Consider the following 23,923-nt stretch of genomic DNA (forward strand, 5'->3'; position numbering starts at 1 on the left):
TCGAACGTGGCGCCGTACGCGTACAACCCTGACGGGGGGCAGCGTGTCCAACAGGCGTGGCAGAGGTTCTCGACATCACAGTGGTGGGCCCGTTGCGAGGCGCGTCGGTGCGTCCGCTCCGGCGGCCCCGTGCGCCCGGTGGCATGCCGGTGATCGCGCCCATGCCCGCCGCGCGCCCGGCACAACTGCCCTCGCAGCGCGGGGATGCTGAAGAGACGGTGGCTGCGGGAACCACGGTCGACCATCTCACCGAGACCTATCGGGCCCACTACCGCTCCCTGCTCGGCCTCGCGGCCCTGCTGCTGGACGACACCGCGTCCTGCGAGGACGTGGTGCAGGAGGCGTTCATCCGCGTGCACTCCGCGCGGAACCGGGTCCGCGAACCGGAGAAGACCCTCGCGTATCTCCGGCAGACGGTGGTCAACCTCTCGCGCTCCGCGCTGCGCCGCCGCATCCTCGGGCTGAAGCTGCTCTCCAAGCCGATGCCGGACATGGCGAGCGCGGAGGAGGGCGCCTACGACCAGCTGGAGCGGGACGCGCTGATCAAGGCGATGAAGGGGCTCCAGCGACGCCAGCGCGAGGTGCTGGTGCTGCGCTACTTCGCGGACATGACGGAGGCCCAGGTCGCCGAGACGCTGGGCGTCTCGCTCGGTTCGGTGAAGGCGTACGGTTCCCGGGGTATCGCGGCGCTGCGCGTCGTGATGGAGGCCCAGGCATGAGCGGGCCCGAGCAGCGCGACGAGCACAGGCACGAGAATGACCCGACGGGAAACGGAATTGTGAACCACGGGCCGGAGAAGACTCCGCACACCGATCCGGACCACCCGCACGGCGGGAGCACGGGGCCCGAGCCGGGCGAGACCCCGGAGCCGACGTCACCCGCAAGGGTGGAGAACGAGGCCGCCGAGGACCCCGACGAGCGGGACCCGGGGACGGCGGAAGCCGTGGCGGACGCGGGGGGCACCGAGACCGCGGCCGACTCGGATACGGATACGGAGACCGCGGCCGACTCGGATGCGGAGACGGAGTCCGCGGCGGTTGCGGAGACGGCCGACGAGACGGATACGGAGACGGCCGCCGCACCCGGTGAAGCCTCCGGCACCCTCTCCACCTCCGCCTCCGCTCCGGGCAAGGCTCCCGACAAGGCTCCTGGCAAGACCTCCGGGGCGCCGGACGACGACGATCTCGCCGGCACGCTGACCGACCTCTTCGCCCGTGGCAGGGGCGCCCCCGCCGCCGACGAGCTGGACGAGGTGGCCCTGCGCCGCATGCTGCACGGCGCTGTGCGCGAGCTGGCCCCCTCCGACGGGACCCTCGACCACCTCCACCGCGCCGTCCCCGCCCGCCGGGCCAGGCGACGGCAGGCCGTCGTCGGGGCGGCTGCGGCGGCCCTGCTGATCGGCACCGCCGTCCCCGCCTTCGTCCACGTCGCGACCTCGGACGGCCCGTCCAACGCCCGCCCCGCCATCGCCGGGCACGGCGAGCAGGCCCAGGGCGGCAACGGGGACGAGACCGGCCCCGACGCGCCCGGCCTGCGCACGGTGGAGCCCACCGAGCGGGAGAGCGAGGGCAGCGCGGGCGAGGCCGATCCGGATCCCAGTCCCACCGAGGGCGAGGGCAGTGACCCCGACAGCACGGTGACGGGCGCGGCGACCGACTCCCCGAGCGCGGAGTTCGCCTCCCTGCCGGTCTGCGACCCGAGCCAGCTCGGCGTCGCGTCCGCGGGTACCGGCGCACCGGGAGCCGACGGCACGGTCTACGGCAGCTTCAAGATCGCCAACGTGTCCGGCACGGACTGCACGGTCAGCAGCAACGGCACGGTGGGCTTCACCGCGATGGGCGCGGCCGACCCGCTGAAGATCGGCGTGGTCCAGCACGCCGCGGGCGACGCGGCCCCCGGACTGCCCGACCCCTCGCAGGAGCCGGGCACGGTGCTGTTGAAGCCGGCCATGGCGTACGAGGTGCGGTTCGCCTGGGTGCCGGCCGACACCTGTCCGACCGTGGGCCCCTCACCGAGCCCGACCCCGTCCGCGGACGGGGCCGGAGGATCGGTCGGCGAAGGGGGCGCCGATCAGCCCTCCGGAGTCGACACGCAGGCGCTGAACGATGACGGCGGGGGCACCGCGGAGGGCAGTATCGCCGTGACGCACACCCCGGAGTCGGGAGCGCCCACCGCGGAGACGAAGATCCCCAACGCCTGCTCGGGCACGATCTACCGCACGGGCGTGCTCCCCACGTCGTAGCCCGGCGACGACGGGCCCTCCGGGTGGCACGGACCCTCCAGCCACGGGCCGTACAGGAACCCCTACGGGCAAAGGGCCCCACAGGCGCCGCTACGGGGCCGCCGGGGCCTTCCGCGCCGCCTCGGCAGCCCCTGGGGCCTCAGCGGCTGCCGGGTCATCCTGCGCCTCCTGAGTCGCCTGAGCCTCCGGGGCCGCCGAGCCCTCCGGGGCCGCGGCAGGGTCCTCCGGGACGATGCCGAGCGCGATGTCGCGCATGGCCTCGGCCTCGCGGCGCACCAGCCGGAACCACATGAAGAGCACGAAGCCGGCGAAGACGAACCACTCGCCCGTGTAGCCCAGGTTCTGGAAGGCCTTCAGATCGAGGCCGCTGCCCTCGGGGGCCGCAGCGGGCACCGGCTTCATCGCACCGCCCGTACCTCCCGCCTCGGCCTCGGGAAGCGTCACCCAGGCGTCGTACACGTCGTACGGCACGATGTTCACCAGGGTCGCGGCGCTGATCATGCCGACCTGACCCGTGGGGAGCCCGCCCCGGGCGTTGACGCCGTCGCTGCGGGAGTTCTCCGAGGCCTGGAGGTCGCCGGTCACCGTGACCTCGCCCTCCGGTGCGGCGGGCACCCTGGCGCCGGTCGCGGACCCGGGCAGCCAACCCCGTACCACCGGCAGGGCCTTGCCGCTGTCCGTGCGCAGCATGTTCAGGACGTAGAAGCCCTGACGGTCGTCCAGCTTGCGGCCGGGCACCAGGAACTGGTCGGCGTACGTACCGGTGGCGACGGCCGGGCGCCCGGACGTCACCTTGTCGACGGGCAGCAGCTCGTCCAGGGGTTTCGCGGCCCGGGTGCTGGGATCGGGCTGCTTCTCCGCCTGTTCGTGCGACTGCACGCGGTCCTCGAAGCGGCCGAGCTGCCAGGTGCCCATGAACACGCAGAACGGGATGGCCAGCACGACGAAGAGGTTGATCCCCCACCATCGCGGGGTCAGCAGGAACCGGTACACCCCTCAAAGGTACGGTTCCCCGCCCCGGACACCCGGAGCGGGGTCCGTGATTTATTCGGCCCTTACGCCCGCCTCGGGGGCAGCGGAGGTGACGACCGCGCCTCCGCCCAGGTGCTTGAGGGCGAACTCCAACTCCAGCCGCACCTGCTTGATCCGCTCCTCCACCACCAGCGAGCCGTGCCCGGCGTCGTACCGGTAGACCTCGTGGACCGCGCCGCGCGCCGCCAGCCGGTCCACGTAGTTCTCCACCTGACGGATGGGACAGCGCGGATCGTTGACGCCCGCCGAGATGTAGAGGGGAGCGCGCACGGCGTCGACGTACGTCAGCGGGGACGAGGCCTCGAAGCGCTCGGGGACCTCCTCCGGCGTGCCGCCCAGCAGCGTGCGGTCCATCGCCTTCAGGGCCTCCATCTCGTCGTGGTACGCCGTGACGTAGTCCGCGACCGGCACCGCCGCCAGGCCCAGCGTCCAGGAGTCCGGCTGGGTGCCGAGCCCGAGCAGGGTCAGATAGCCGCCCCAGGAGCCGCCCGCCAGGACCAGGCGCTCCGGATCCGCGAGCCCCGATGTCACCGCCCACTCCCGTACGGCCGCGATGTCCTCCAGCTCGATCAGGCCGACCCGGTGCTTCAGCGCGTCCGTCCAGGCGCGGCCGTAGCCGGTGGAGCCCCGGTAGTTGACCCGGACGACCGCGAAGCCGTGGTCGACCCAGGCGGCGGGGCCGGAGGCGAAGGCGTCGCTGTCGTGCCAGGTCGGCCCGCCGTGGATCTCGAAGATCGTGGGGAAGGGGCCCTCACCGGCGGCGGGCTTCTGCACGAGGGCGTGGATCCGGCCGCCGGGCCCGTCCACCCAGGCGTCCTCGACGGGCACGGACGCCGGGGCCTTGGCGCCCGGCGGGTCCAGGACCACCGCGCCGCTCGTCGACCGGACCACGGGCGGCCGCTCGGCCGAGGACCACAGGTACTCCACGGTGCCGTCCGGGCGGGCCGTGGCGCCCGACACGGTGCCCGCGGGGGTCTCCACGCGCACGGGAGCCGGGGCCCCGGGCTCGTACCGCCACAGCTCGCTGCGGGCCTCGAAGCCGTGCTCGATGAGCAGCGCGGAGCCGTCCGGATACCACTCGGCCCCCACATCGCCCGGCAGGTCGACCGGCAGCGCGGTCTCCGTGCCCGCGACCGGGTCCCAGATCATCGGCTCCCAGCGGCCCCGGCGCTGATGCCCCACGAGGAGCCGGGTGTCACCGGCCACCGGGGCGAATCCCAGTACGGCGAGCCCCAGCTCCTTCGTGCCGCCCTCGGTGTCGTCCAGCTCGGCCACCGTGGAGCCGTCGGGGCGCACCACGCGCAGCGCGGAGTGCATCGCGTCGCCGTGCTCGGTGTGTTCCAGCGCGATCAGGGTGCCGTCGTGGGAGAGGTCCCCGACCCCCGCGGACTCCCGGTGCCGGTAGATCTCGACGGGCTCGGCGCCCGGCGTCCGCACCAGGTGGACCGTCGTGCCGTCCTCGTCGGTCGAGCGGCCGATCACCGCCGAACCGTCCCGCCCGATGGCCAGGCCCGCCGGGTAGGAGGGAGCGAGGCCCGGGGCGGCGGGCTCGTCCTCCCCGCCGTCGAACGGCTGGCGCATCCACACGCCGAACTCGTCGCCGTCGGTGTCGCTGAACCACCAGACGGCCTCGCCGTCCGGCGTCAGCACGCCGTCCGTCGTGCCGTTCGGCCGGTCCGTGACCTGGCGCTGCCGCCCGCTCGCCCGGTCCCACGCGTACAGCTCGTAGGTCCCGGTGGCGTTGGAGACGAACAGCGCGCGGTCGGGGGCGTCCTCGGCCCAGTCGGGCAGGGAGACGCGAGGAGCACGGAACCGCATCTCCCAGTCGGGCACAGCTGCTGCATCAGTCGTCATGCCTCCATACAACCCGATCCGGGGGCCGGCCCAAAGCGGGATTCCGAGGAGGTGAAACCGGAGTGAAGTCGCTTTCGTCCGCCAGAATTCCCTTTCGGACCGCGAGACCGGACCGCGCGGCAGGTGAAGAGAAGCGAAGCAGCCCTTCCCGTGAGGAGTCGGGAGTTTCAAGCACCTCCGAGTTCCTGGACCCCGGAGTCCTCGGGGGACGGGAGAGCGCGCGCCGAACGGCCACGCGCGATAACCGCTCGCAACCCTCCCGGCCCGTGGATAGCTTTCCCGGCATGTACTCCCCGATTCCGGACGACTGGCACGACACCAACCGCGCGCGCTGGGACGAACGCGTGCCGATCCACGTGGCGAGCGACTTTTACGAGCTGGACGCGTTCCTGGCGGGCAAGGACGTGCTGCGCGCCTTCGAGGTTGCGGAGGTCGGAGACGTCAGCGGGAAGACCCTGCTGCACCTCCAGTGCCATTTCGGCCTGGACACCCTTTCCTGGTCGCGGCGCGGCGCCGCGCAGGTCGTGGGCCTCGACTTCTCCGAGCCCGCGGTCGAGACCGCCCGGGGCCTGGCCAGGTCGCTGGGGCTGGACCCGGACCGGGCGTCGTTCGTCGCGGCCGACGTGTACGACGCACCCGCCGCCGTCCCCGACTCCGCGTACGACATCGTCTACACGGGCATCGGCGCGCTGGGCTGGCTGCCCGACCTCGACCGCTGGGCCGAGACCGCCGCCTCGCTGGTCGCGCCGGGCGGATTCCTCTACCTCGCGGAGTTCCACCCGCTGACCGACTCGATGGACGAGACCGGTTCGGTCGTCACCGACGACTACTTCAGCGCCGACGCCTGGGTGGACGAGACGCCGGGCACGTACGCCGACCTCGACGCGCCGACCGTGCACAACCGCAGCGTCGAGTGGCAGCACCCGGTGGGCCGGGTGGTGACGGCGCTCGTCGCGGCGGGCCTGCGGATCGAGTTCCTCCACGAGCACGATTTCTCGCTCGTCCAGCGGTTCGATGTGCTGGAGCGCCACGCGGACGGCCAGTACCGCTTCCCGGCCGGCCGGCCGAGGATCCCGCTGATGTACTCGATCAAGGCGTCGCGCCCGGCGGAGCATCAGGCATGACCGCGGGCCGGGACCGTCGCTCGGGGCATCCGAGGCCGATTGTCAGTGCCGGGGTACAGACTCGTTTCATGACCGACACAACAGGCGGGACGCCGGGCGGAGCCACGCCCGGCACGGCTTCCGGCACCACGCGCGGTACTGCTCCCGGCACCACGCCCCGGACGGCTTCCAGCAGCACGCCCCGGACGACGACGGCCGCGCTGCGCGGGGCGGTCGAGGCGTACTGGTCGGCGGCCGAGGCGCGTGACTGGAGCGCGTTCGGGGCGACGCTCGCCGAGGGCGTGGTGTACGACCTGCCGCAGACGCGGGAGCGGATCCTCGGCAAGGAGCGGTATCTCCGGTTCAACCAGGAGTACCCGGGCGACTGGCACGTCCGGGTCGAGCGGATCGTCGCCGACGCGGAGGGCCGGCAGGCCGCCGCCAGGACCGGCTTCACCGTGACGGGAGACCGGCCGGGGGAGCAGCCGCAGGAGATGGACGCCATCCACTTCTTCACGTTCGACGAGGAGGGCCTGATCACCGGGGTGACGGACTTCTGGCCCGAGTCGTACGAGCCTCCGGCGGACCGCGAGCACCTGGTCGAGCGCTACTGAGAACGGCGGCCCACCGGTCGCCCGGTGAACCGCCGTTCCGTACGAGAAGCCGAACCGCGGAGCTGCACCGCGGAGCTGCACCGCCGCGCTACACCGCCGAGCGGAAGGCGGGCAGATAGCCGCCCGACTGGCCCGCGGCCTTGGGGTGGTACGAGTTGTAGACCGGGACCGTGACGCTGTGGAGCCAGGCGTCGCCGGAGCACAGCTCGTGCCCGGTGAATTCGTCCACCACGCTGGAGAAGGTGAACCCGGCGTCGGCGGACCGCTTGGCGAGGACGTCGTTCAGCACGTCCGACGCGTTGTTGATCGCGGACCGTTCGGCTTCGGACAGCCCGGCGACGCAGCTGCCGGACAGCTGGTAGAAGCGCGGGTAGCCGAGAACGACGACCTGGGCCTGCGGGGCGCGGGCCCGGATGCCGTCGTACAGCGAATCGAGGCTGCCGGGCAGGGAGTTGTTCATCTGCGCGACAGCGTTGTTGACGCTGTTGATGCAGGTGGCCTCGCTCGACAGCACGCAGTCCTGCATGACGTCGGCGAACCCGACGTCATTGCCTCCGGCGGTGACGCTGACCAGCGAGGTGGACGCGCTGAGCACGCCGAGCTGGCTGCTCGCCACGGACGAGGTGGTCGCTCCCGAACAGGCGACGAAGTCGAACGAGGCGGGGGAGTTGGCCGCCTGCCACAGATACGGGTAGGCGTTGGTGCTGCGCCGGCAGTCGCCGCTGTCGGAGAGGTAGCTTCCGGCGCCGACGCCGGAGGAGTAGGAGTCGCCGAGCGCGACATAGCCGCCCGCGGCGGCCGAGCCGGTCGCGGAAGCCGGTCCCGCGACGCCGAGAGCGGCCACGGCGGCGAGTGCGAGAGTGACGACGGATGCTCGAATTCTGCGTACTGACATGGCTGCCAGCCCTTCGAAGTGGGGGGGGATGAGCAGATGGGGGACGAGCTGTGGGGGTGGGGGGTTGGGGGGAGCGATGCAGTTTCTAGCAGCTCGCGGTACCCGTCGGTAATGCCCGTGCGAGAAGTCGTCTGATATGCCCGAATGATCGTTCGGTGGGCCGTGCTCCGCGCGTAGATAAACCATCAACTCGGTTGCAGAACCAGTAAGTTCAGCAGAACTTCGGGCCCCCCGAGGAGCCCGGACGGGCGGCGACACGCTGTACGGAAGGGTCCTGTCCGGGTGTCGCCGCACCGGCGATTTCATCCGTACGGGTGAGGCGGCCGGTGCGGGGCCCCGCAGGGCCGCCGGGGCGTGTCATGCCGTCAGGTCACCGCAGGCGCCGGTCCAGACGCTGGTGATCGCACTGACGTACCGCGCCCCGCAGCGGTCCGAGGGAACCACGAGCTGGCTGCCCGCCGTGTCGAGGTCGAGGTCGTCGAGCCGGGTCGCCAGCAGGATCGGGCTGCCGGCGAAGTCCTGGTCGATCTCGGCCCACGACAGCACGGTGTGGTGGCCGTCGCCGCCGCTGACGGCGAGCAGGAAACGGGCCCGGTCCTTGCGCCGACCCGGGTCGAAGCCGGGCTCCGCGGCACGGATGACGTCGTACAGCAGAGCACCTTCGAACCGGTGGTGCTGCGGCCCGCTCGTGGCGCAGTCGAAGGTCACCTCCGCCCGGTGCTGCCGCCAGCCCTCGCGGAGTTCGGCGACGGTGAGCGTGAACGGCTCCGCCACATCCCCGCAGACGGTGAAGGACGGGGCACCGGTCGAGAAGGTCGGGTCGGTGCGGGACGCGGCGCTCGGACGACTCATCAGTTCCCCTTCGGGCCGGCGGTCGGTGCCACGGAAGGTGATACCCGACCGAGGGTTCGGGGAACCTCATCTGCCATCCATGAGGCGGCATTCGACGGGTATTCAGGAGGGCACTACGAACATCTGCCTGGCATTTTCGGGAGCATCATCCGAGAGTTCCGCAGCCCGTTCCTGGTCCCGCCCGGTTCCGTCTCCGGCCACGGCTCCGGTCCAGTTGCTCCGCTACGCCGAGGGTCCGGCCCGCCGCGCCGCCCGCCGGTCCATCGCGAGCCAGACCCGGTCACGGGTCACCGGCATCTCCGTGAAACGGACCCCCGTGGCATCGCGCAGCGCGTTGGCGAAGGCGGGGGCGACGGGATTGAAGGGACTCTCGCTCATCGACTTGGCGCCGAGCGGGCCGATCGCGTCGGTCGTCTCCATGAAGTGCACCTCGGTGCGCGGCACATCGGCGTACTGCGGGAGCCGGTAGCGCCGGAAGGCCGCCGTGGTCACCGCACCCCGGTCGTCCGTCCGTACGTTCTCGAAGAGGGTGGCGCCGAGCGCCTGGGCGACTCCGCCCTCCACCTGGCCGCGGCACTGCAAGGGGTTCATCACCTTGCCGGCGTCGGCGGCGTGAACGCTGCGCAGGATCCTCATCTCGCCGGTGTCCGGGTCGACGGCGACGCGGAACCACTGGGCGTTGAAGGCGACCGAGCGCGGGCTGCCGCCCCAGTGCCCCTCCGCCGTGATCTCGTCCTGTGCTCCCGAGGCGCGGGCCGCCTCGTGGAGCTCCTTCAGCGTGACGGTCCGGCCCGCGCAGTCGAGCGCCTCCTCGCCGAGCGCGCACAGGTGGCGGGCCACCCCCGTGTACCGGGCAGCGAAGGTCTTCAGGCGCCCGGCCAGGGACTCCGCCGCGAGCAGGACCGCCTTGCCGGCCACGACCGTGCCGGCGGAACCGAAGGCGCCGGTGTCGTGGCGTACGACGTCGGTGTCGGACTGGCGGATCGCGATCCGGTCGACGGTGGTGCCGAGCGCGCCCGCGGTGATCTGTTTGTGGACGGTGGTGGTGCCGTTGCCGAACTCCGCCGTGCCGACGGCGATGTCGTACGTCCCGTCGGCCAGGAGGCTGACGGTCGCGTCGGCGTAGTGGCCGCCCGGCGGTCCCGTGGCGATCATCGCCAGGGCCGTGCCCTGGCCGGTGAGCCAGCCCTCGGGCACGTCGTCGGTGCTCCGGTCCTCCGCGATGGCCCTGCGGACGATGCCCAGGCACTGGGCGAGTCCGTAGGAGGCGATGTGCAGGTCCTCCTCCTCGCCGATCGGGGTGACCATGGGGTCCCCGGGGCCGATGATGTTCTTCTCGCGGAAGGCGAGCGGGTCCATGCCGAGACGGCGGGCCACCTCGTCCATCGCGGACTCGACGGCGAAGGTGACCTGGCCCAGTCCGTAGCCCCGGAAGGCGCCCGCGGGAACGCAGTTGGTGTAGACGGAGTAGGCGTCGACCTTCTTGTGCGGGGCCCGGTAGACGGCGAAGGACTCGCCGACGCTGTGGAACATGACGGCCGGTCCGTGATTGCCGTAGGCGCCGGTGTTGGAGACCACGCGCATCCGGATCGCGGTCAGGGTGCCGTCGGCGCGGGCGCCGACCTTGACGCGGATGGTGAACGGGTGGCGGGTGGTGGCCCCGTGGAACTGCTCGGCGCGGGTGTATTCGAGTTTGACCGGCCGGCGCAGCCTGAGGGCGGCGAGGGCGACGATGTCCTCCGTCAGCATCTCCTGCTTGCCGCCGAAACCGCCGCCCACCCGGCCCGCGACCACCCGGACCTCGTCCTCCGGCAGGCCGTACAGCGCACACAGCGCGCGGCGCGTCAGGAACGGTGTCTGGGTCGAGGAGCGGACCGTCAGCCGCTCGCCGCTGCCGTCCTCCTTCGGCTCGAAGTAGGCCACGCAGCCGTGTGTTTCGAGGCTGGCGTGCTGGACGCGTTGGGTGCGGTAGGTCTCCTCGTGGATGACGGCGGCCTCGGCGAATCCGTCGTCCACGGAGCCGGTCTCCCCGTGCGCCTCGCCCGCCACGTTGTTCTCGACGCGCGCGATGCGTGCCTCCGGGCCCTTGCCGGCGTGCAGGACGGGCGCGCCGGGGCGCATCGCCTCCTCGGGGTCGGTGACGTGCGGGAGGAGCTCGTACGTCACCTCGATCCTCCGACAGCCCTCCTCGGCCGCCCGCTCGCTCGTCGCGACGACGGCGGCGACCCGCTGGCCGACGTACCGGACGGTGTCGTCCAGCACACGGGTGTCGTCGGGGTCCTCGGTGGGGTGCTCGTGCCGGGCGCTGGAGTACAGCGTGGCGGGGGCGTCCTCGTGGGTGAGGACGGCGTGCACGCCGGGGACCCGCAGCGCGGCGGAGGTGTCCACGGCGAGGACGCGGGCGTGCGGATGCGGGGAGCGGAGGAGCTTCATGTGGAGCAGCCCGGGAACCTCGACGTCGAAGGTGTAGCGGGCGGTGCCCGTGACGACCTGGGGCCCCGCCGGAGCGCCGGGGCTCTTGCCCACCGCCTTCCCCGCGCAGGGGCGTTCGGTGTGCTTCACGCCGCGGACGGCGTCCTCGATGGCGCGATAGCCGGTGCACCGGCAGAGGTTGCCCTTGAACGCCCGCGGGAGGTCGTCCAGCTTCCCGTCGTCGTGCGCACGGCCCCTCTCCTCCTCCAGGGCGGCCGTGGTCATCAGGAACCCGGCGGTGCAGAACCCGCACTGGAAGCCCTGGGCGTCGAGGAACTTCCGCTGTACGGGGTGGAGTTCGCCGTCATCGCCGGCCAGGCCCTCCACGGTGGTGACCGAGCGGCCCTCGGCCCGTACGGCCGGGTAGATACAGCTGTGCACCGGCTCGCCGTCCACATGGACCGTGCAGGCCCCGCAGTCACCGGCGTCGCAGCCCTTCTTCACGCCGAACCAGCCGCGCTCGCGCAGATACGTGCGCAGGCACTGCCCGGCGCGCGGCTCGGAGTCGAAGGGCTGGTCGTTGACCTGGATGTGGAAGCTCATCGCACACCGTCCCGGGTGAGTTCGCGGCGGACCTGTTCGGCGAGGTGGCAGGCCATGTGCCGCCGCCACTCGGGCAGTCCGTGGATGTCGTCGAACCAGTCGCGCTCCGTCACCGCCGAGCCGATCGCGCGGCGCAGCCCGGCCCGGTCGGGCGGCAGGGCGAACCAGAGGCGGAAGGGCCGGACGGTCGCGGCCGTGATGGTCACGGCCAGCGAACCGTCCAGCGGATCCAGCGACCCGATGACGAGGGCGCCGGAGCGCCCGAGGCCGTAGAGCGACGCCTGCCGGAACGCGGTGCGGCCCCCCAGCGAACGGGCGGGGAGCGTCACCGACCGCAGCAGCTCGCCCTCGGCGAGGTCCTTGCGGCCGGCTCCGGTGACGAAGTCCGCCGCCTTCACCCGCCGCAGGGTGCCGTCCTGCGCCCGCAGCAGACACACGCCGTCGAGTGCCGCGGTGAGGGAGATCATCGGCCCCGCGGGCAGGGCGTTGCAGAGGTTCCCCCCGACGGTCGCCATGTTCCAGATCTTGAAGGAGGCGAGGAAGGCCCGGCAGCACTGCTCGACCAGCGGTGCCGCGACGGCGTCGAGCGTCCGCCCGAACCGGGACAGCTGGGCGATCGTGCACGTGGCCGCGATCTCCACCGATCCGTCGGGCAGCCTCCGGACCGGCGCCCAGCCCATCCGGCTGAGGTCGACCAGCCGCCGCACCTGCGGCTGGGGTTCGGAGAAGAGATACGTTCCGCCGCCGAGCCAGGCGTCGCCGGGACGCCAGGGCTCGTGACGGCGTGCGTCGCGTACGTCGAGAACCGTGTTCAGATCCATGTCTCCACCGCCGTCGCCCGTTGCCTGACCGCCTCAGTGAAGCCGCGCCCGAGGCCGAAAACGACTGGTGCGCCACACGGAAAACCTCCAGCGGGAGGCGCCTCGTCCTGGTGGATCAACCAAGAGGCGTTCTGTTTCTCCTCCCTTGCATTTACGATGTCGAAGCCCGCCTTCACCTGAGGAATGTGAGAAGCCGGAGCCCGTCTCCGATGACTGTGCGAGGAGTCAGCAATGCGCGTCGGAGACCTCCTCCGGACCGAGGGGCTCGACCTGACCCTCCTCTGGGGTGGCGAGAACCTGCTCGGCCGGGCGATCGGCGGAGTGACCGCAACCGACCTGGAGGACCCCGCCCGGTTCCTCCAGCCCGGAGAGATCGTGCTCAGCGGCCTGGTGTGGTGGAACGAGGCGGACGGCCGGACCAGGACCGAGCGCTTCGTCTCCGCACTGTCCCGGGCCGGAGCCACGGCACTCCTCGCCGGCGAGGAGACCCACGGCACCGTCCCGGCCGACATCGTCGACTCCTGCCGCGAACACGGCATCGCGCTCCTGGCCGTACCCGCGCGCACCAACTTCCGGGTCATCACCGAAGTCGTGTACCGGCACCGGTGGGGCGACCTCAGCCGCCGCCCCGCCGACCACTTCGCCCTGCCCGAGCACGTACGCGGCGACCTCGGCCGTCTCGTCGACCACGGCGCCGACGCGGACGAACTGCTCGGGCGGGCGCTGGCCCCGTTCGACACGCCCCCGGCCTACGTGCTCACGAGCACCGGGCGCACGATCGCCCGCACCGCGTCGGCCCCCGGGCTGCCGGCGGCGCGGGCGGTGGCGGGCCTGCGCAGCCCCACCGGTGCGACGCTGCGCGTCCAGGCCGGGACGACGCCGTACGACGTCTGGTACCTCCACGTGCCACAGGCCGGCGCGGCGCCTCCCCGGGCGCTGCACGAGATAGCGGAGATCATCGCCCAGTACCGCCACCGCGGCCACGACCTCGGGCGCGCGGCCCGCCGCCGGACCGACCCGGACCTGATCGCGCTCCTCGGCCAGGGCGACACCGACGCCTCGGCCCTCGCGAACGCCCTGGCGTCCTGCGGCCCGCTCGCCGAGGGCCCCTGGCGGGTCGTGGTCACGACCACCGGCGGGCGCCACTCGGACGGCGGCGCGGAGGCGGCGCTCACGGAGGCCCTCCAGCACGACCCCGCCACGTACTTCGCCGCGGGCACGGCCCCGGACACGGAGGCGGAAGCCGTAGCCGTCGTACGAACCGCCGGCGAAGCCCCCTTCTCCCTGGACGAGCCCTGGCCCCTGCTGCACGACTGCCGCCCCGGCACTCCGCTGTACGCCGGCGTCAGCGCCCTCACCACGGAACCCGCCGGACTCCACGCGGCCCTCGCCCAAGCCCGCTACGCCCTCGCGGCGGCACGCCACACGTCCCCGGCGGCCGGTCGCGTGACCGCGGTCGAGGAACTCGCCACCCTGGAGTCACTCCTGGCCGGCATCCCCGCCGACGTACGCACGATCTTCAGCGCCAGGACACTCGGCCCCCTCGCCGACAGCGACACGGCCTCGCACCACACGCTGCTGGAGACCCTGGAGGTCTTCCTCGCCCACAACTGCTCCTGGGCCCGCACGGCGGAGGCGCTCCACTTGCACGTGAACACGGTCCACTACCGCATCGACCGCGTTCAGGTGCTCACCGGACGGGACCTCTCCCGGCTCGACCACAAGCTCGACCTGCGCGCCGCGCTGCTGTGCCGCTGAGCCGCCCGCCACCCAGGACCGGTCCCGCCGCCCGGCGGCCGAAGGCACGGCCGGCGGCACGGCCGGCGCCGCTTCACGGGGTGTCGATGTGCACGTTGGTCGACTTCACCCGGGCGATGACGGTGACACCGACCTCGATGCCGAGCTCCTCCACCGACTCCCGCGTCACCAGCGAGACGATCCGGTGCGGTCCCGACTGGACCTCGACCTGCGCGGCGATGTCGTCGAGCGTCACCCCGGTCACGATCCCGCGGAACGCGTTCCGCACGGAAGTGGCCACGGGGCTCTCCGGCACCGGCTGCGCCCCCTGCGCCCGCTCCTTCGCGAACGCGGCCAGCCCCACCCCGTCGATCGCACGGTTGCCCGGCCCTTCCCGGTCCATGGCCAGCCGCCCGGAGTCGGCCCACCTCCGGACGGTCTCCGAACTCACGCCCAGCAGCTTCGCTGCCTGCCCAATGCTGTACGACGGCACAGGGCGAACTCTAGGTCAGACACCGGACCGCGAAAGGCGGCTCCCGGACGACGACCGGGAGAGCATGATGCGGCCGACGTCGTCGGCCCGGGGGTCACGGACACACGATCGCGAAACGAAGGGCTTGGACACCATGACGGAGAAGACCTCCCGCGCCTCGGGCGAAGAGGCGGCCGGCACCTCCACGTCGGCCGCGGCGTCGAAGGCTCCGGTGATCCTCGGCAACGAGCCCGGTTCGTTCGCCCGGGGTGTGCTGGCCCATCGCCACCCCGCACTCGTCCAGCAGGTACGGGACGCCTTCCCGTACGGCCGGAGCCGGCACGAGGCGCTCGACGCCCTGCTGGACGAGATCACCAACGGTGTCGTCGAACCGCTCGCCCCCGCGGAACACGACCACGAACGCTGGGCGGTCCTGGGGCAGGAGCACTTCGGCCGTTCCTGGTACGACGCTCCGTTCCTGTGGGCGGAGAGCTACTTCTACCGCAGGCTCCTCGGCGCGGTCGGGTACTTCGGCCCCGGACCGTGGCAGGGAGTCGATCCGTTCGCGCCGTTCAAGAAGGCCGAGCTGCGGGGCGACGCGGTGGAGGAGGAGCTGCGAGCCCTGGACGCGCTCGCGAACGTGACGGCCGAGGAGCGGGCCACGGCCCTGCTCCACGCCTCGCTCTGGGGCAACCGCGCGGACCTCGGCTTCCGCGTCGCGGCGGGGGAGCCGGAGGCCAAAGATGCCGCCACCCCCGCCTTGGTCGCCGACGACAGCGTCCTGCTGTGGCAGCTCCTGCCGGTCGGAGCCGGCTCCACGGTCGCCGTGGTGGCGGACAACGCGGGCCGGGAGCTGATCCCCGACCTGATCCTCATCGACCACCTCCTCGAACAGCGGCACGCCGACCGGGTCGTGCTTCACGTCAAGCCCTACCCCTACTACGTCTCCGACGCGACGACGGCGGACGTCGTCGACTGCCTCCGTCGCCTCGTCGAGGCGACGGGCGAGGCCGGCCGGATCGGCGGCCGGCTGTGGAAGGCCATGACGGCAGGCAGCCTGGAGGCCCGCACCCACCCGTTCTTCTGCGCTCCGCAGCCGTACGGGGAGATGCCCGAGGACCTGCGCGACGAGTTCGCGAGCGCCGCGCTCACCCTCCTGAAGGGCGACCTCAACTACCGCCGCCTCGTAGGTGACCAGTTGTGGGAGGCCACAGCGTCCTTCGCCGATCTCACCACGTACTTCCCGGGGCCCGTCGCGGCGCTCCGGACCCTGAAGTCGGACGTCATCGTCGGCCTGGAGGAGGAAACGCTTGGCGCACTGGAGCGATCGGGTGACGCCTGGCGTACCAGCGGCACTCACGCGCTGATCCAGGTGCGTCGGTAGGGCGGGCGGGCGGCACCACCGGTTGCTCGTCCTCCCGGACGTCGCCGGCCGAGCAGCTCGACGACGAGGGCGTCACAGCACCGCGGACCGGAGATCGTCCCGGTCGTCGAACAGCCGCCGGAGATCGTCCAGAGGCAGGCGCTTCTCCGGATCGGCGGCGTCCCCGTCGAACCGGACCCCTTCGTCGATCAGGACGTCCGCGGGTGTTTCCGTGCGCGTCCGATCGGGCCACTGGAAGCCTTTGCTGACGCGCCCCGCCGTATTGAGGACGCGCCAGGGATGGGGGCATTGGCCGCAGGTGGCCAGATGGGTACCGACCGGGACGGCATGACTGCCGATCACCGCGGCCACGTCTCCGTAGGTGGTCCACCGCCCGGCGGGCACGGTGCTCAGCAGGGTGTGCAGCCCGGTCCAGTCCTTGCGGGTGCCCTTGAGCTGCCTGGCCAGACCCGAGAGGTCGACCCCCGCCAGGGCGGACCACTCTTCGGCGTCGACACCATCGGGGACATGGGCGGTGTCGACCTCCCACCACGTTGTTCCCTGTATGCCGTCGGCGGTGCGACGCGTCACGCTCGTGAAGATGTGGTTGGCGAGCCCGGTCGGTGAATAGGACGCGCCATCGGCGTCCCAGACCAGCGGCTTGGCGGTGCTGTTGGTCCAGGTGGCGGTCGCTCGGCCGATGTCCTCCTCCACCCACGCGTGGATGGCGTTGCGGATGGATTCCGGTGCACCGTGGCGCGGCGTCAGCCGCAGCCTCGTTCCCTCCGGCAGCAGGCCCGCGCCGACGAGGACGTGCACGGCGTTGCGCGAGCGTGAGCGTTCCTGCAGCTTCTTGACCGCCGCCTCGCCTTCGACCCGGGCCGGGGCGAGCGTGAACTCCTCCACCTCCGGTGTCGGGTAGACCTTGGTGAAGCCGGCGACGAGGTGCCCCTCCACCTTCCACAGGCCCACCTGGACGAGGTCGATGTCGAGGCTCATCTCCGACAGCCAGACCACGGAGTGGGTGACCTGCTTGGGGAAGTCGGCGGCGATGATCACTTGGCGGGGGCGCTGGAGCAGCTCAGGGCTCCATTCCCCGTCCACGTGATCGAGCAGGCGCCGCTTGCACGCGTCGAGGTCGAGGTCCTGCTTCCTGCGGGACAGGAAGTCGCGGTGTGCCTGGGCCAGGGTCCCGAGGTCGAACCGGGACACCAGGGCGGCGTACGTGATCGCCTGGAGGTGCACGTCCCGGTCGGCCGTTCCGCGCTTCAGCTCGACCACGACGAGGCGCCCGGTCGCGTCGAGCCCCAGAACATCCAGCCGGTCGCGCGCCGGCACCCCGTCCGTATCGGCCCACCGGTCGTACTCCGCGGTGACCACGAGCACGGACTCCCCGAGCACCTGCGGATGGGCGATCACCCACTCCTGAAGGTGCTGCCGCTCAAGAAGACTCTCTGCGGCCAGCCCGGTGCGCGATATCGGTGTGGCCGTCTGGCCGGCGACGGTAAAGAGATGATCCACGGTGCCCCCCCGGGTACGTGCCCGGCCACGGCGTGCCGGACCTCCGGAGCCTACGTGGGTGAGCTCGCCTCGCGAAGGCTCTTTCGCCACACCACGGACACGCCCTCTCGTCGCCTTGCGGGAGCCGGATCCTGAGAACGGCTCCCGAAGCGGCTCCCAAGACCCCCGGAAACCACTCAGGGGCCCGACCCGCTAAGCGGATCAGGCCCCTGACCTGGTGTTTCAGCTGTCGGGGTGGCGGGATTTGAACCCACGACCTCTTCGTCCCGAACGAAGCGCGCTGCCAAGCTGCGCTACACCCCGATGCCCACCGGTCTCCCGGCGACATCGATTACTTTAGCCCACCGGCGGCCGGAGGCGAAATCCGGTTTCGTCCGTGCGGGAACCACCCCGTCACGTTCGGCCGGAGGTGGTCCACGGCGGTGATCAGGGCGCCCAGCGCCGCGAAGAGGAGGCCGAGGGCGAGGGCCTGGGTCAGGGCGCCGGCGTAGCCGTACGCGTCGACGTCGAGGAACGGGTACGGGTAGCGGGCCGGGGCGCCGGGGGAGAGCAGGGCGCCGCGGACCAGGACGATGCCCAGGTAGGCCGCCGGGGCGGACAGCCAGAGCGGGATGTGGGCCAGGCGCAGGCGCCGGGGTGCGGTCAGCAGGAGCCAGTCCGCGGCGACGGCCAAGGGGGTCACCGTGTGGAGCAGGAGGCTCACGGTGGTGGACCAGCCGGTCGCCGTGTCCGGGCCGGTCCGGAGGGTGCTCCCCGGGGAGCCGCCGAAGTTCACCAGCACCAGGTGGTACATCAGCCCGGTCACGGCGGCGAGCAGGAGTACCCCGCCCCACAGCCGCGGCGACAGCGGTGGACCGCCCCGCCAGGAACGTACGGCCGACCACGCGAAAGCCCCCGCGACCAGGACGTTCGCCAGGACCGTGAAGTGGATGAGCGTGGGTGGCGCGTAGCCGGTGGTCAGCGCGATGACCGGGCCCGCGGCCGCCGCCCCGCACGCGGTCGTGCGCACGGTCGCGGCCCAGGGGCGGCGGGGCCCGGCGGGGTCCGGGAGCACCTCTGCCGCCCGGGGGCCGGGGAGCAAGGTGGTCCGGGGCGCGGTCATGATTCGTACCGTAAGCGGGTGGGAAGACCCCCGCGATTCGCCAGGCGGCCGGCGAGCTGCGGGCCGCCTGCCCCCGCCCCGCGTGCGCAGGTCCGCCTGCCCCCGCCCCGCCTGCCCCCGCCCCGCTGGGGCCCCGGCTCAGGCCTTCGGCGTCAGTGTCAGCAGGGTGACCTCGGGCGGGCAGGCGAAGCGGACCGGGGTGTAGCGGTTGGTGCCGCAGCCGGCGGAGACGTGGAGGTAGGCGCGCTTGTCGCCGACCGTGTGGCTGGACAGGCCCTTGACCCGGTCGGTGTCCAGGTCGCAGTTGGTGACCAGCGCCCCGTAGAACGGGATGCACAGCTGACCGCCATGCGTGTGGCCCGCCAGGATCAAGGGGTAGCCGTCGGCCGTGAAGGCGTCCAGGGAGCGGAGGTACGGGGCGTGGACCACGCCGATGGAGAGGTCGGCACCGGTCTCCGGGCCGCCCTGGACCTCGGCGTAACGGTCCCGCTTGATGTGCGGGTCGTCCAGACCGGTGAACGCCAGCTCCATGCCGTCGAGCTTGAGCCGGCCCCGGGTGTTCGACAGGTTCAGCCAGCCCGCCTCGTCGAAGGCGTCGCGCATCGGCTCCCACGGGTTGTGGACGACGCCGACCGCGGGGGCGTTGCCGTTGAGGCCGTGCTTGCCCCGGGCCTTCTCCAGGAGGTAGCGGGCCGGGTTGCGGAGCTTGGGGCCGTAGTAGTCGTTGGAGCCGAAGACGTACACCCCCGGGAACTCCATCAGCGGGCCGAGCGCGTCGAGCAGCTCGGGCACGGCCTCCGGGTCGGAGAGGTTGTCACCGGTGTTCACGACGAAGTCGGGGCGCAGTCCGGCGAGCGACTGGAGCCAGGCGCGCTTCTTGCCCTGGCCGCTCACCATGTGGATGTCGGAGACCTGGAGCACGCGCAACGGGCGTGCCCCGTGCGGGAGTACGGGGACGGTGACCCGCCGCAGGCGGAAGGAGCGGGCCTCGAACCCGGCGGCGTAGGCGAGCCCGGCGACGCCGAGCGCCGCGCCGACTGCCGTGACTTTCAGAGGTACTCCATAGCGTGCGCGCATGCGCCCATCGTCGCAGAAGCGGAACCGTGAGCGGAAAACCGGTGGGCGGCCGGAAAACCGGAGGGCGGCTTCGGCCCCGTACCTGTCACAATCGCGGCATGACCACGCTCAAGTCCAAGCTCAAGGAAGACCTCCACACGGCCATGAAGGCGCGTGACGAGCTGACCTCGTCCACGCTCCGGCTCACCCTCACCGCGATCACCAAGGAAGAGGTCAGCGGCAAGTCGGCGCGCGAGCTCTCCGACGACGAGGTGCAGAAGGTGATCGCCAAGGAGGCGAAGAAGCGCCGTGAGGCGGCCGAGGCCTTCGCCCAGGGCGGCCGCTCCGAGCAGGCCGAGCGGGAGAAGGCGGAGGGCGAGCTGCTCGACGGCTACCTGCCCAAGCAGCTCTCCGACGACGAGCTGAACGCGATCGTGGCGTCCGCCGTCGAGGAGGCGAAGGCCGCCGGCGCCGAGGGGCCGCGTGCGATGGGCGCCGTCATGAAGATCGTCAACCCGAAGGTCGCCGGGCTCGCCGAGGGCGGCCGGGTCGCCGCCGCGGTGAAGAAGCTCCTCGCCGGCTGAGGCACGCGGAGCAGCCGCGGAGCAGCCGCGGAGCAGCCGCAGAGCAGCCGCGGAGCAAGGAAGACGGAGAACGCGCGGAAAAGGGTGGGCGCCCCGGTCCAGGACCGGGGCGCCCACCCTTTTCCGCTGTACGGATACGCAGACGGGTCAGGGGCCGTTCTGGCCTCGTCCGCCACCACCCGGTCCGCCGATCACGCCGTCCGGGAGTTCGATGCCGGGGAACCGGTTGCCGTCGTCGCCGGGCTTCGCGTCCTCGCGGTCCTCGTCGTCGCGGTCGCGGTCCCGGTCGCCCTTCTCCTCGTCCTTCTTCTCCTTGCCCCGGGGTACGGCGACCGGGTTGAACCCGGGGGTCTCCGCCGCGTCCAGGGCGCCGGTCATCGCGATGCGCCAGATCGGACCGGGCAGGCAGCCGCCGCAGACCTTGTCGTAGTACTGGCCGCCGATGGTGACACCGAACATCGAGCTCTTCTCGCCGACGTCGTCACCGACCCACACCGCGGTGGAGAGGTTCGGCGTGTACCCGACGAACCAGGCGTCCTTGCGGTCGTTGGTCGTACCGGTCTTGCCCGCGTTGTCCCGGTCGCTGAGTCCGGCCTGCGTACCGGTGCCGTCCTCCACGACGCCCTTGAGCATCTGGTTGATCGTGTCCGCGGTCTTCTCGCTCATCGCCCGCGAGCAGGACGTCTTCGGCACGGGGAGCTTCTTGTCCTGCGGGTCCTTGATGGACTCGATGGCGATCGGCGTGCAGAAGGTGCCCCGGTTGGCGAACGCGGCGTAGGCGCTGGCCATCGAGAGCGGGGTGCTCACCTCACTGCCCAGGGTGATCGAGGGGGCCTCGACGATCTTCTTGCCGTCGCCGCGCTCGTAGCCGACCTTCTTGGCCATCTCCACGGTCTCGCAGAGGCCGGCCTTCTGCTCCAGCAGCGCGAAGTAGGTGTTGATGGACTTGCCGAGCGCGCTCGTCATGTCCCAGGTGCCCTTTTCGGACTCCAGCTCGTTCTGCAGGGCCCAGTCCGCGTAGCCGGCCGGAGAGCCGGTGCAGTTCCGGAAGTCCCGCTCCTTGAGCGTCATCTTCCAGTCCGTCGAGAACGTCGTCGCCGGGCTGATGCCCTTCTCCAGCGCCGCGGCAGCGGTGAACGGCTTGAACGTCGAGCCGACCTGGAAGCCGTAGGTGCTGCCGCCCATCTTGTTGCTGACGGCGAGGTTCAGCACGGTCTCGTTCTGCTTCTGGTCCAGGCCGTACGGGCGGGACTGGCCCATGGAGAGGATCTTGCCGCTGCCCGGCTGGACCTGCACCACGGACGCCGCGAACTTGTCGTCCTTGTTGACCTTCGCGGTGGCGGCCTCGTTGGCGGCCTTCTGGGCGCGCGGGTCCAGCGTGGTCCGGATGGTCAGACCGCCGAGGTTCCAGAGCTTCGCCCGGTCCTCGTCGGTCTTGCCGAAGGCGGGGTCCGTGAGGATCGTCTTGCGGACGTAGTCGCAGAAGAAGCCGGAGCCGCTGACGGCGGTGATGCAGCCGTTCTTCGGCCGGGAGACCTTCAGCTTGATGGGCGTCTCCATGGCCTTGTCGGCCTCGGCCTGCGTGATGCTCTTGACCGCGGCCATCCGTGCCAGCACGGTGTTGCGACGCTTGGTCGCCTCCTCCGTGTCGTTGACCGGGTCGTAGCGGCTCGGCGACTGGACGATGCCGGCGAGCAGCGCGGCCTCCTCCACGTCGAGATCCTTGGCGCGCTTGGAGAAGTAGCGCTGGGAGGCGGCCTCGACGCCGTACGCCTGCTGCCCGAAGAACGTGATGTTGAGGTAGTTCTCCAGGATCTTCTTCTTGCCGAGCTCCTCCTCGACCTGGATCGCGTACTTCAGCTCGCGGACCTTGCGGCCGAGCGTCTGCTGCGTGGCCTCGGCGACCTTCTCCGGGTCGTCGCCCGCCTCCTCGACGAAGACGTTCTTCACGTACTGCTGGGTGAGGGTCGACGCGCCCTGCGCCGCCCCGCCCGCCTGCACGTTGCGGTTCATCGCGCGGAGGATGCCCTTGAGGTCGACCGCGCCGTGCTCGTAGAAGCGGGAGTCCTCGATCGCGATGATCGCGGCCTGCATGTGCGGCGAGATGTCCTTGAGCGGGACGACCGTGCGGTCGCGGGAGTACACCGTGGCGATGGTGCCGCCGTCGCGGTCCTGGATCGTGGTCCGCTGGCTGAGCGGAGGAGTCTTGAGGTTGGAGGGGATCTCGTCGAATCCTTCGACCGTCCCCTTGGCGGCGAGCCCCAGCGCTCCGGCTGCGGGCAGCGCGATGCCTGCCAGGACAGCTCCGGAGAGCGCGGCGACACCGAGGAACTTGGCGGCCTGCTGGGTCGTGGTGAGACCCCCGCCCGAGCGCTTCTTTGGCATAGGGGGCAGCCTAATCCGTAGTGATGAAGGTGTCGCAGGAGCAGGGGCCTCTCGGAGCGTTCAGGTACCGGACCGTGACATCCGGGCCGGCCGAGCGCCTGCTCGGCGTCTGTCCGGCACCTGCTCGGCGTCTGTCCGGCACCTGTTCCGGACTTCCGTCGGAGGCGTGCCGGACTCCCGCTGGATGCCTGCCGAAGTTCCGCTGGACGCCTGCCGGACTCACCCCTGACGGCTGCCGGACTCACCCCTGACTCCCGCCGGGCGGACCGCCTCGGCCCTGTGGCGAGCGTCCCTGCGGCGAGCGGGTGCCGGGCATGGCGACACGGGCGCGGGCGCGGGGCGCCTACGTTCTCATTCGCCGGACAGACGGACAGGCCTTGGCCTAAGCTGCTCTCAACTGTCACAGCAGACCGGTTCCGTATCAAGCCCCGTGCCATCCCATGCGCGTCTTCTGGTCATTCTTCGCCCGGTGGATGAGCATCCGCATTGTCCTTCACGTAGCCATCGAGGCGCTCCCGAAATCGCCGCGTATGTCACGGGAAGTCCCTTGCGACTTGAGTGCACTGTCCCCTTTTCACGGAGATAGTCCTGCATGTCGTCGGCTCACTCCCCTGGGTGATCTGCCGCATACGCATAGTCCGTTCGGACCATTCAAGATTGGGCCCGAAGGGGGTGTTGTGCTGTTCCCACCTTCCGTAACGTCCTCAACTGGCAGCGGTGAATATGCCGCTACCGCCGTGGGGGAGCCTCGATTCGGGAGAGGACGGCGCCGGCATGGGCTGGGTAACCGACTGGAGTGCGCAGGCAGCCTGCCGCACTACCGATCCGGATGAACTGTTCGTACAAGGGGCAGCGCAGAACAGGGCCAAGGCGGTGTGCACCGGATGTCCGGTGCGGACCGAGTGCCTGGCCGATGCGCTCGACAATCGCGTCGAATTCGGCGTGTGGGGTGGAATGACGGAGCGGGAGCGCCGCGCACTGCTGCGGCGCCGGCCGACCGTCACGTCCTGGCGTCGACTGCTGGAGACCGCACGCAGCGAGTACGAGCGGTCCACCGGCATTCTGCCCGGAGTCATCGGGCTGGAGGACGAGGAACTGCACGAGACGTACGCGGCCGTCGGCTAAGGGCTGTCCCGCACTTCCCGGCGGGCGCGCGATGACAGCTACGGCACCTCGCCGCGTTGTCGGAACATCCCCATACATCCAGTATGTGGACGTCCCTCCGCCGTGCGATGCACCGCGTCTGACGCCGCGCGCCGATCCACCGGGAATCAC

At 71.5% G+C, this 23,923-nt stretch carries 19 protein-coding genes and 1 tRNA gene; 8 read left to right on the forward strand and 12 right to left on the reverse strand.

The window, feature by feature from the left end; genetic code table 11:
• Positions 1–56: 56 nt before the first annotated feature.
• Positions 57–719, forward strand: coding sequence for a SigE family RNA polymerase sigma factor (locus OG245_RS20300; RefSeq protein WP_075025223.1), 663 nt, complete (start codon positions 57–59; stop codon positions 717–719).
• Positions 716–2,242, forward strand: coding sequence for a hypothetical protein (locus tag OG245_RS20305; RefSeq protein ID WP_371624912.1), 1,527 nt, complete (start codon positions 716–718; stop codon positions 2,240–2,242). The genes OG245_RS20300 and OG245_RS20305 overlap by 4 nt, the downstream gene beginning before the upstream one ends.
• 90 nt (positions 2,243–2,332) lie before the next feature.
• On the opposite strand, the gene OG245_RS20310 is transcribed toward OG245_RS20305, so the two are convergent.
• Both OG245_RS20310 and OG245_RS20315 read right to left on the reverse strand, forming a co-directional pair.
• The gene (locus tag OG245_RS20310; protein ID WP_371624913.1) at positions 2,333–3,235 is read right to left on the reverse strand and encodes an SURF1 family protein; all 903 of its coding nucleotides are present in this window, start codon (positions 3,233–3,235) and stop codon (positions 2,333–2,335) included.
• Between the two features lie 51 nt (positions 3,236–3,286).
• The gene (locus OG245_RS20315) at positions 3,287–5,128 is read right to left on the reverse strand and encodes a prolyl oligopeptidase family serine peptidase (RefSeq protein WP_371624914.1); all 1,842 of its coding nucleotides are present in this window, start codon (positions 5,126–5,128) and stop codon (positions 3,287–3,289) included.
• A 284-nt stretch (positions 5,129–5,412) separates the two neighbouring features.
• On the opposite strand from OG245_RS20315, the gene OG245_RS20320 reads away from it, so the two are divergent.
• Both OG245_RS20320 and OG245_RS20325 read left to right on the forward strand, forming a co-directional pair.
• Positions 5,413–6,252 carry a class I SAM-dependent methyltransferase gene (locus tag OG245_RS20320; RefSeq protein ID WP_371624915.1) on the forward strand — a complete coding sequence of 280 codons (840 nt, stop codon included), beginning with the start codon at positions 5,413–5,415 and terminating at the stop codon, positions 6,250–6,252.
• 200 nt (positions 6,253–6,452) lie between these two features.
• Positions 6,453–6,845 carry a nuclear transport factor 2 family protein gene (locus OG245_RS20325; RefSeq protein WP_371627931.1) on the forward strand — a complete coding sequence of 131 codons (393 nt, stop codon included), beginning with the start codon at positions 6,453–6,455 and terminating at the stop codon, positions 6,843–6,845.
• Positions 6,846–6,933: 88 nt separating this feature from the next.
• On the opposite strand, the gene OG245_RS20330 is transcribed toward OG245_RS20325, so the two are convergent.
• From OG245_RS20330 to OG245_RS20345, 4 genes are all read right to left on the reverse strand, one after another.
• Positions 6,934–7,740 (reverse strand): SGNH/GDSL hydrolase family protein, encoded by an 807-nt coding sequence (locus OG245_RS20330; RefSeq protein ID WP_371624916.1) that lies wholly within the window; start codon positions 7,738–7,740, stop codon positions 6,934–6,936.
• A gap of 357 nt (positions 7,741–8,097) precedes the next feature.
• Positions 8,098–8,592, reverse strand: coding sequence for a molybdopterin-dependent oxidoreductase (locus OG245_RS20335; protein WP_371624917.1), 495 nt, complete (start codon positions 8,590–8,592; stop codon positions 8,098–8,100).
• Between the two features lie 222 nt (positions 8,593–8,814).
• Positions 8,815–11,607: a molybdopterin-dependent oxidoreductase gene (locus OG245_RS20340; RefSeq protein WP_371624918.1), complete on the reverse strand. Its 2,793-nt coding sequence runs from the start codon at positions 11,605–11,607 to the stop codon at positions 8,815–8,817.
• Positions 11,604–12,428, reverse strand: a complete 825-nt coding sequence (locus OG245_RS20345; protein ID WP_371624919.1) for a xanthine dehydrogenase family protein subunit M — start codon at positions 12,426–12,428, stop codon at positions 11,604–11,606. Before OG245_RS20345 ends, OG245_RS20340 begins: the two co-directional genes overlap by 4 nt.
• Before the next feature lie 231 nt (positions 12,429–12,659).
• Here OG245_RS20345 and OG245_RS20350 point away from each other — a divergent pair, with 231 nt between their 5' ends.
• Positions 12,660–14,186 carry a PucR family transcriptional regulator gene (locus tag OG245_RS20350; RefSeq protein ID WP_371624920.1) on the forward strand — a complete coding sequence of 509 codons (1,527 nt, stop codon included), beginning with the start codon at positions 12,660–12,662 and terminating at the stop codon, positions 14,184–14,186.
• Positions 14,187–14,259: 73 nt separating this feature from the next.
• Here the strand turns inward: OG245_RS20350 and OG245_RS20355 are convergent, their stop codons facing one another.
• On the reverse strand, positions 14,260–14,658 hold the full coding sequence (locus tag OG245_RS20355; RefSeq protein WP_371624921.1) for a molybdopterin-binding protein: 399 nt from the start codon (positions 14,656–14,658) through the stop codon (positions 14,260–14,262).
• 133 nt (positions 14,659–14,791) lie between these two features.
• Between OG245_RS20355 and OG245_RS20360 the strand changes: the two genes are divergently transcribed.
• Positions 14,792–16,021: a damage-control phosphatase ARMT1 family protein gene (locus OG245_RS20360; RefSeq protein WP_371624922.1), complete on the forward strand. Its 1,230-nt coding sequence runs from the start codon at positions 14,792–14,794 to the stop codon at positions 16,019–16,021.
• Between the two features lie 72 nt (positions 16,022–16,093).
• On the opposite strand, the gene OG245_RS20365 is transcribed toward OG245_RS20360, so the two are convergent.
• The 4 genes from OG245_RS20365 to OG245_RS20380 form a co-directional block, all read right to left on the reverse strand.
• Positions 16,094–17,521, reverse strand: coding sequence for a DNA-binding protein (locus tag OG245_RS20365; protein ID WP_371624923.1), 1,428 nt, complete (start codon positions 17,519–17,521; stop codon positions 16,094–16,096).
• Between the two features lie 229 nt (positions 17,522–17,750).
• A tRNA-Pro gene (locus OG245_RS20370) sits at positions 17,751–17,824 on the reverse strand.
• A 28-nt stretch (positions 17,825–17,852) separates the two neighbouring features.
• Positions 17,853–18,623 (reverse strand): Pr6Pr family membrane protein, encoded by a 771-nt coding sequence (locus OG245_RS20375; RefSeq protein ID WP_371624924.1) that lies wholly within the window; start codon positions 18,621–18,623, stop codon positions 17,853–17,855.
• Positions 18,624–18,761: 138 nt separating this feature from the next.
• Positions 18,762–19,700: a metallophosphoesterase gene (locus OG245_RS20380; RefSeq protein ID WP_371624925.1), complete on the reverse strand. Its 939-nt coding sequence runs from the start codon at positions 19,698–19,700 to the stop codon at positions 18,762–18,764.
• A gap of 98 nt (positions 19,701–19,798) precedes the next feature.
• On the opposite strand from OG245_RS20380, the gene OG245_RS20385 reads away from it, so the two are divergent.
• A complete protein-coding gene (locus OG245_RS20385) occupies positions 19,799–20,263 on the forward strand; it encodes a GatB/YqeY domain-containing protein (RefSeq protein WP_371624926.1) in 465 nt (154 codons plus the stop codon).
• A gap of 147 nt (positions 20,264–20,410) precedes the next feature.
• On the opposite strand, the gene OG245_RS20390 is transcribed toward OG245_RS20385, so the two are convergent.
• Entirely contained in the window at positions 20,411–22,648 is a 2,238-nt protein-coding gene (locus OG245_RS20390; protein WP_371624927.1) for a transglycosylase domain-containing protein, read from the reverse strand.
• Between the two features lie 774 nt (positions 22,649–23,422).
• On the opposite strand from OG245_RS20390, the gene OG245_RS20395 reads away from it, so the two are divergent.
• On the forward strand, positions 23,423–23,773 hold the full coding sequence (locus OG245_RS20395; protein ID WP_006126397.1) for a WhiB family transcriptional regulator: 351 nt from the start codon (positions 23,423–23,425) through the stop codon (positions 23,771–23,773).
• Positions 23,774–23,923: the final 150 nt, after the last annotated feature.

Origin of the sequence: Streptomyces sp. NBC_01116 (assembly GCF_041435495.1) — a bacterium.
GTDB lineage: Bacteria > Actinomycetota > Actinomycetes > Streptomycetales > Streptomycetaceae > Streptomyces.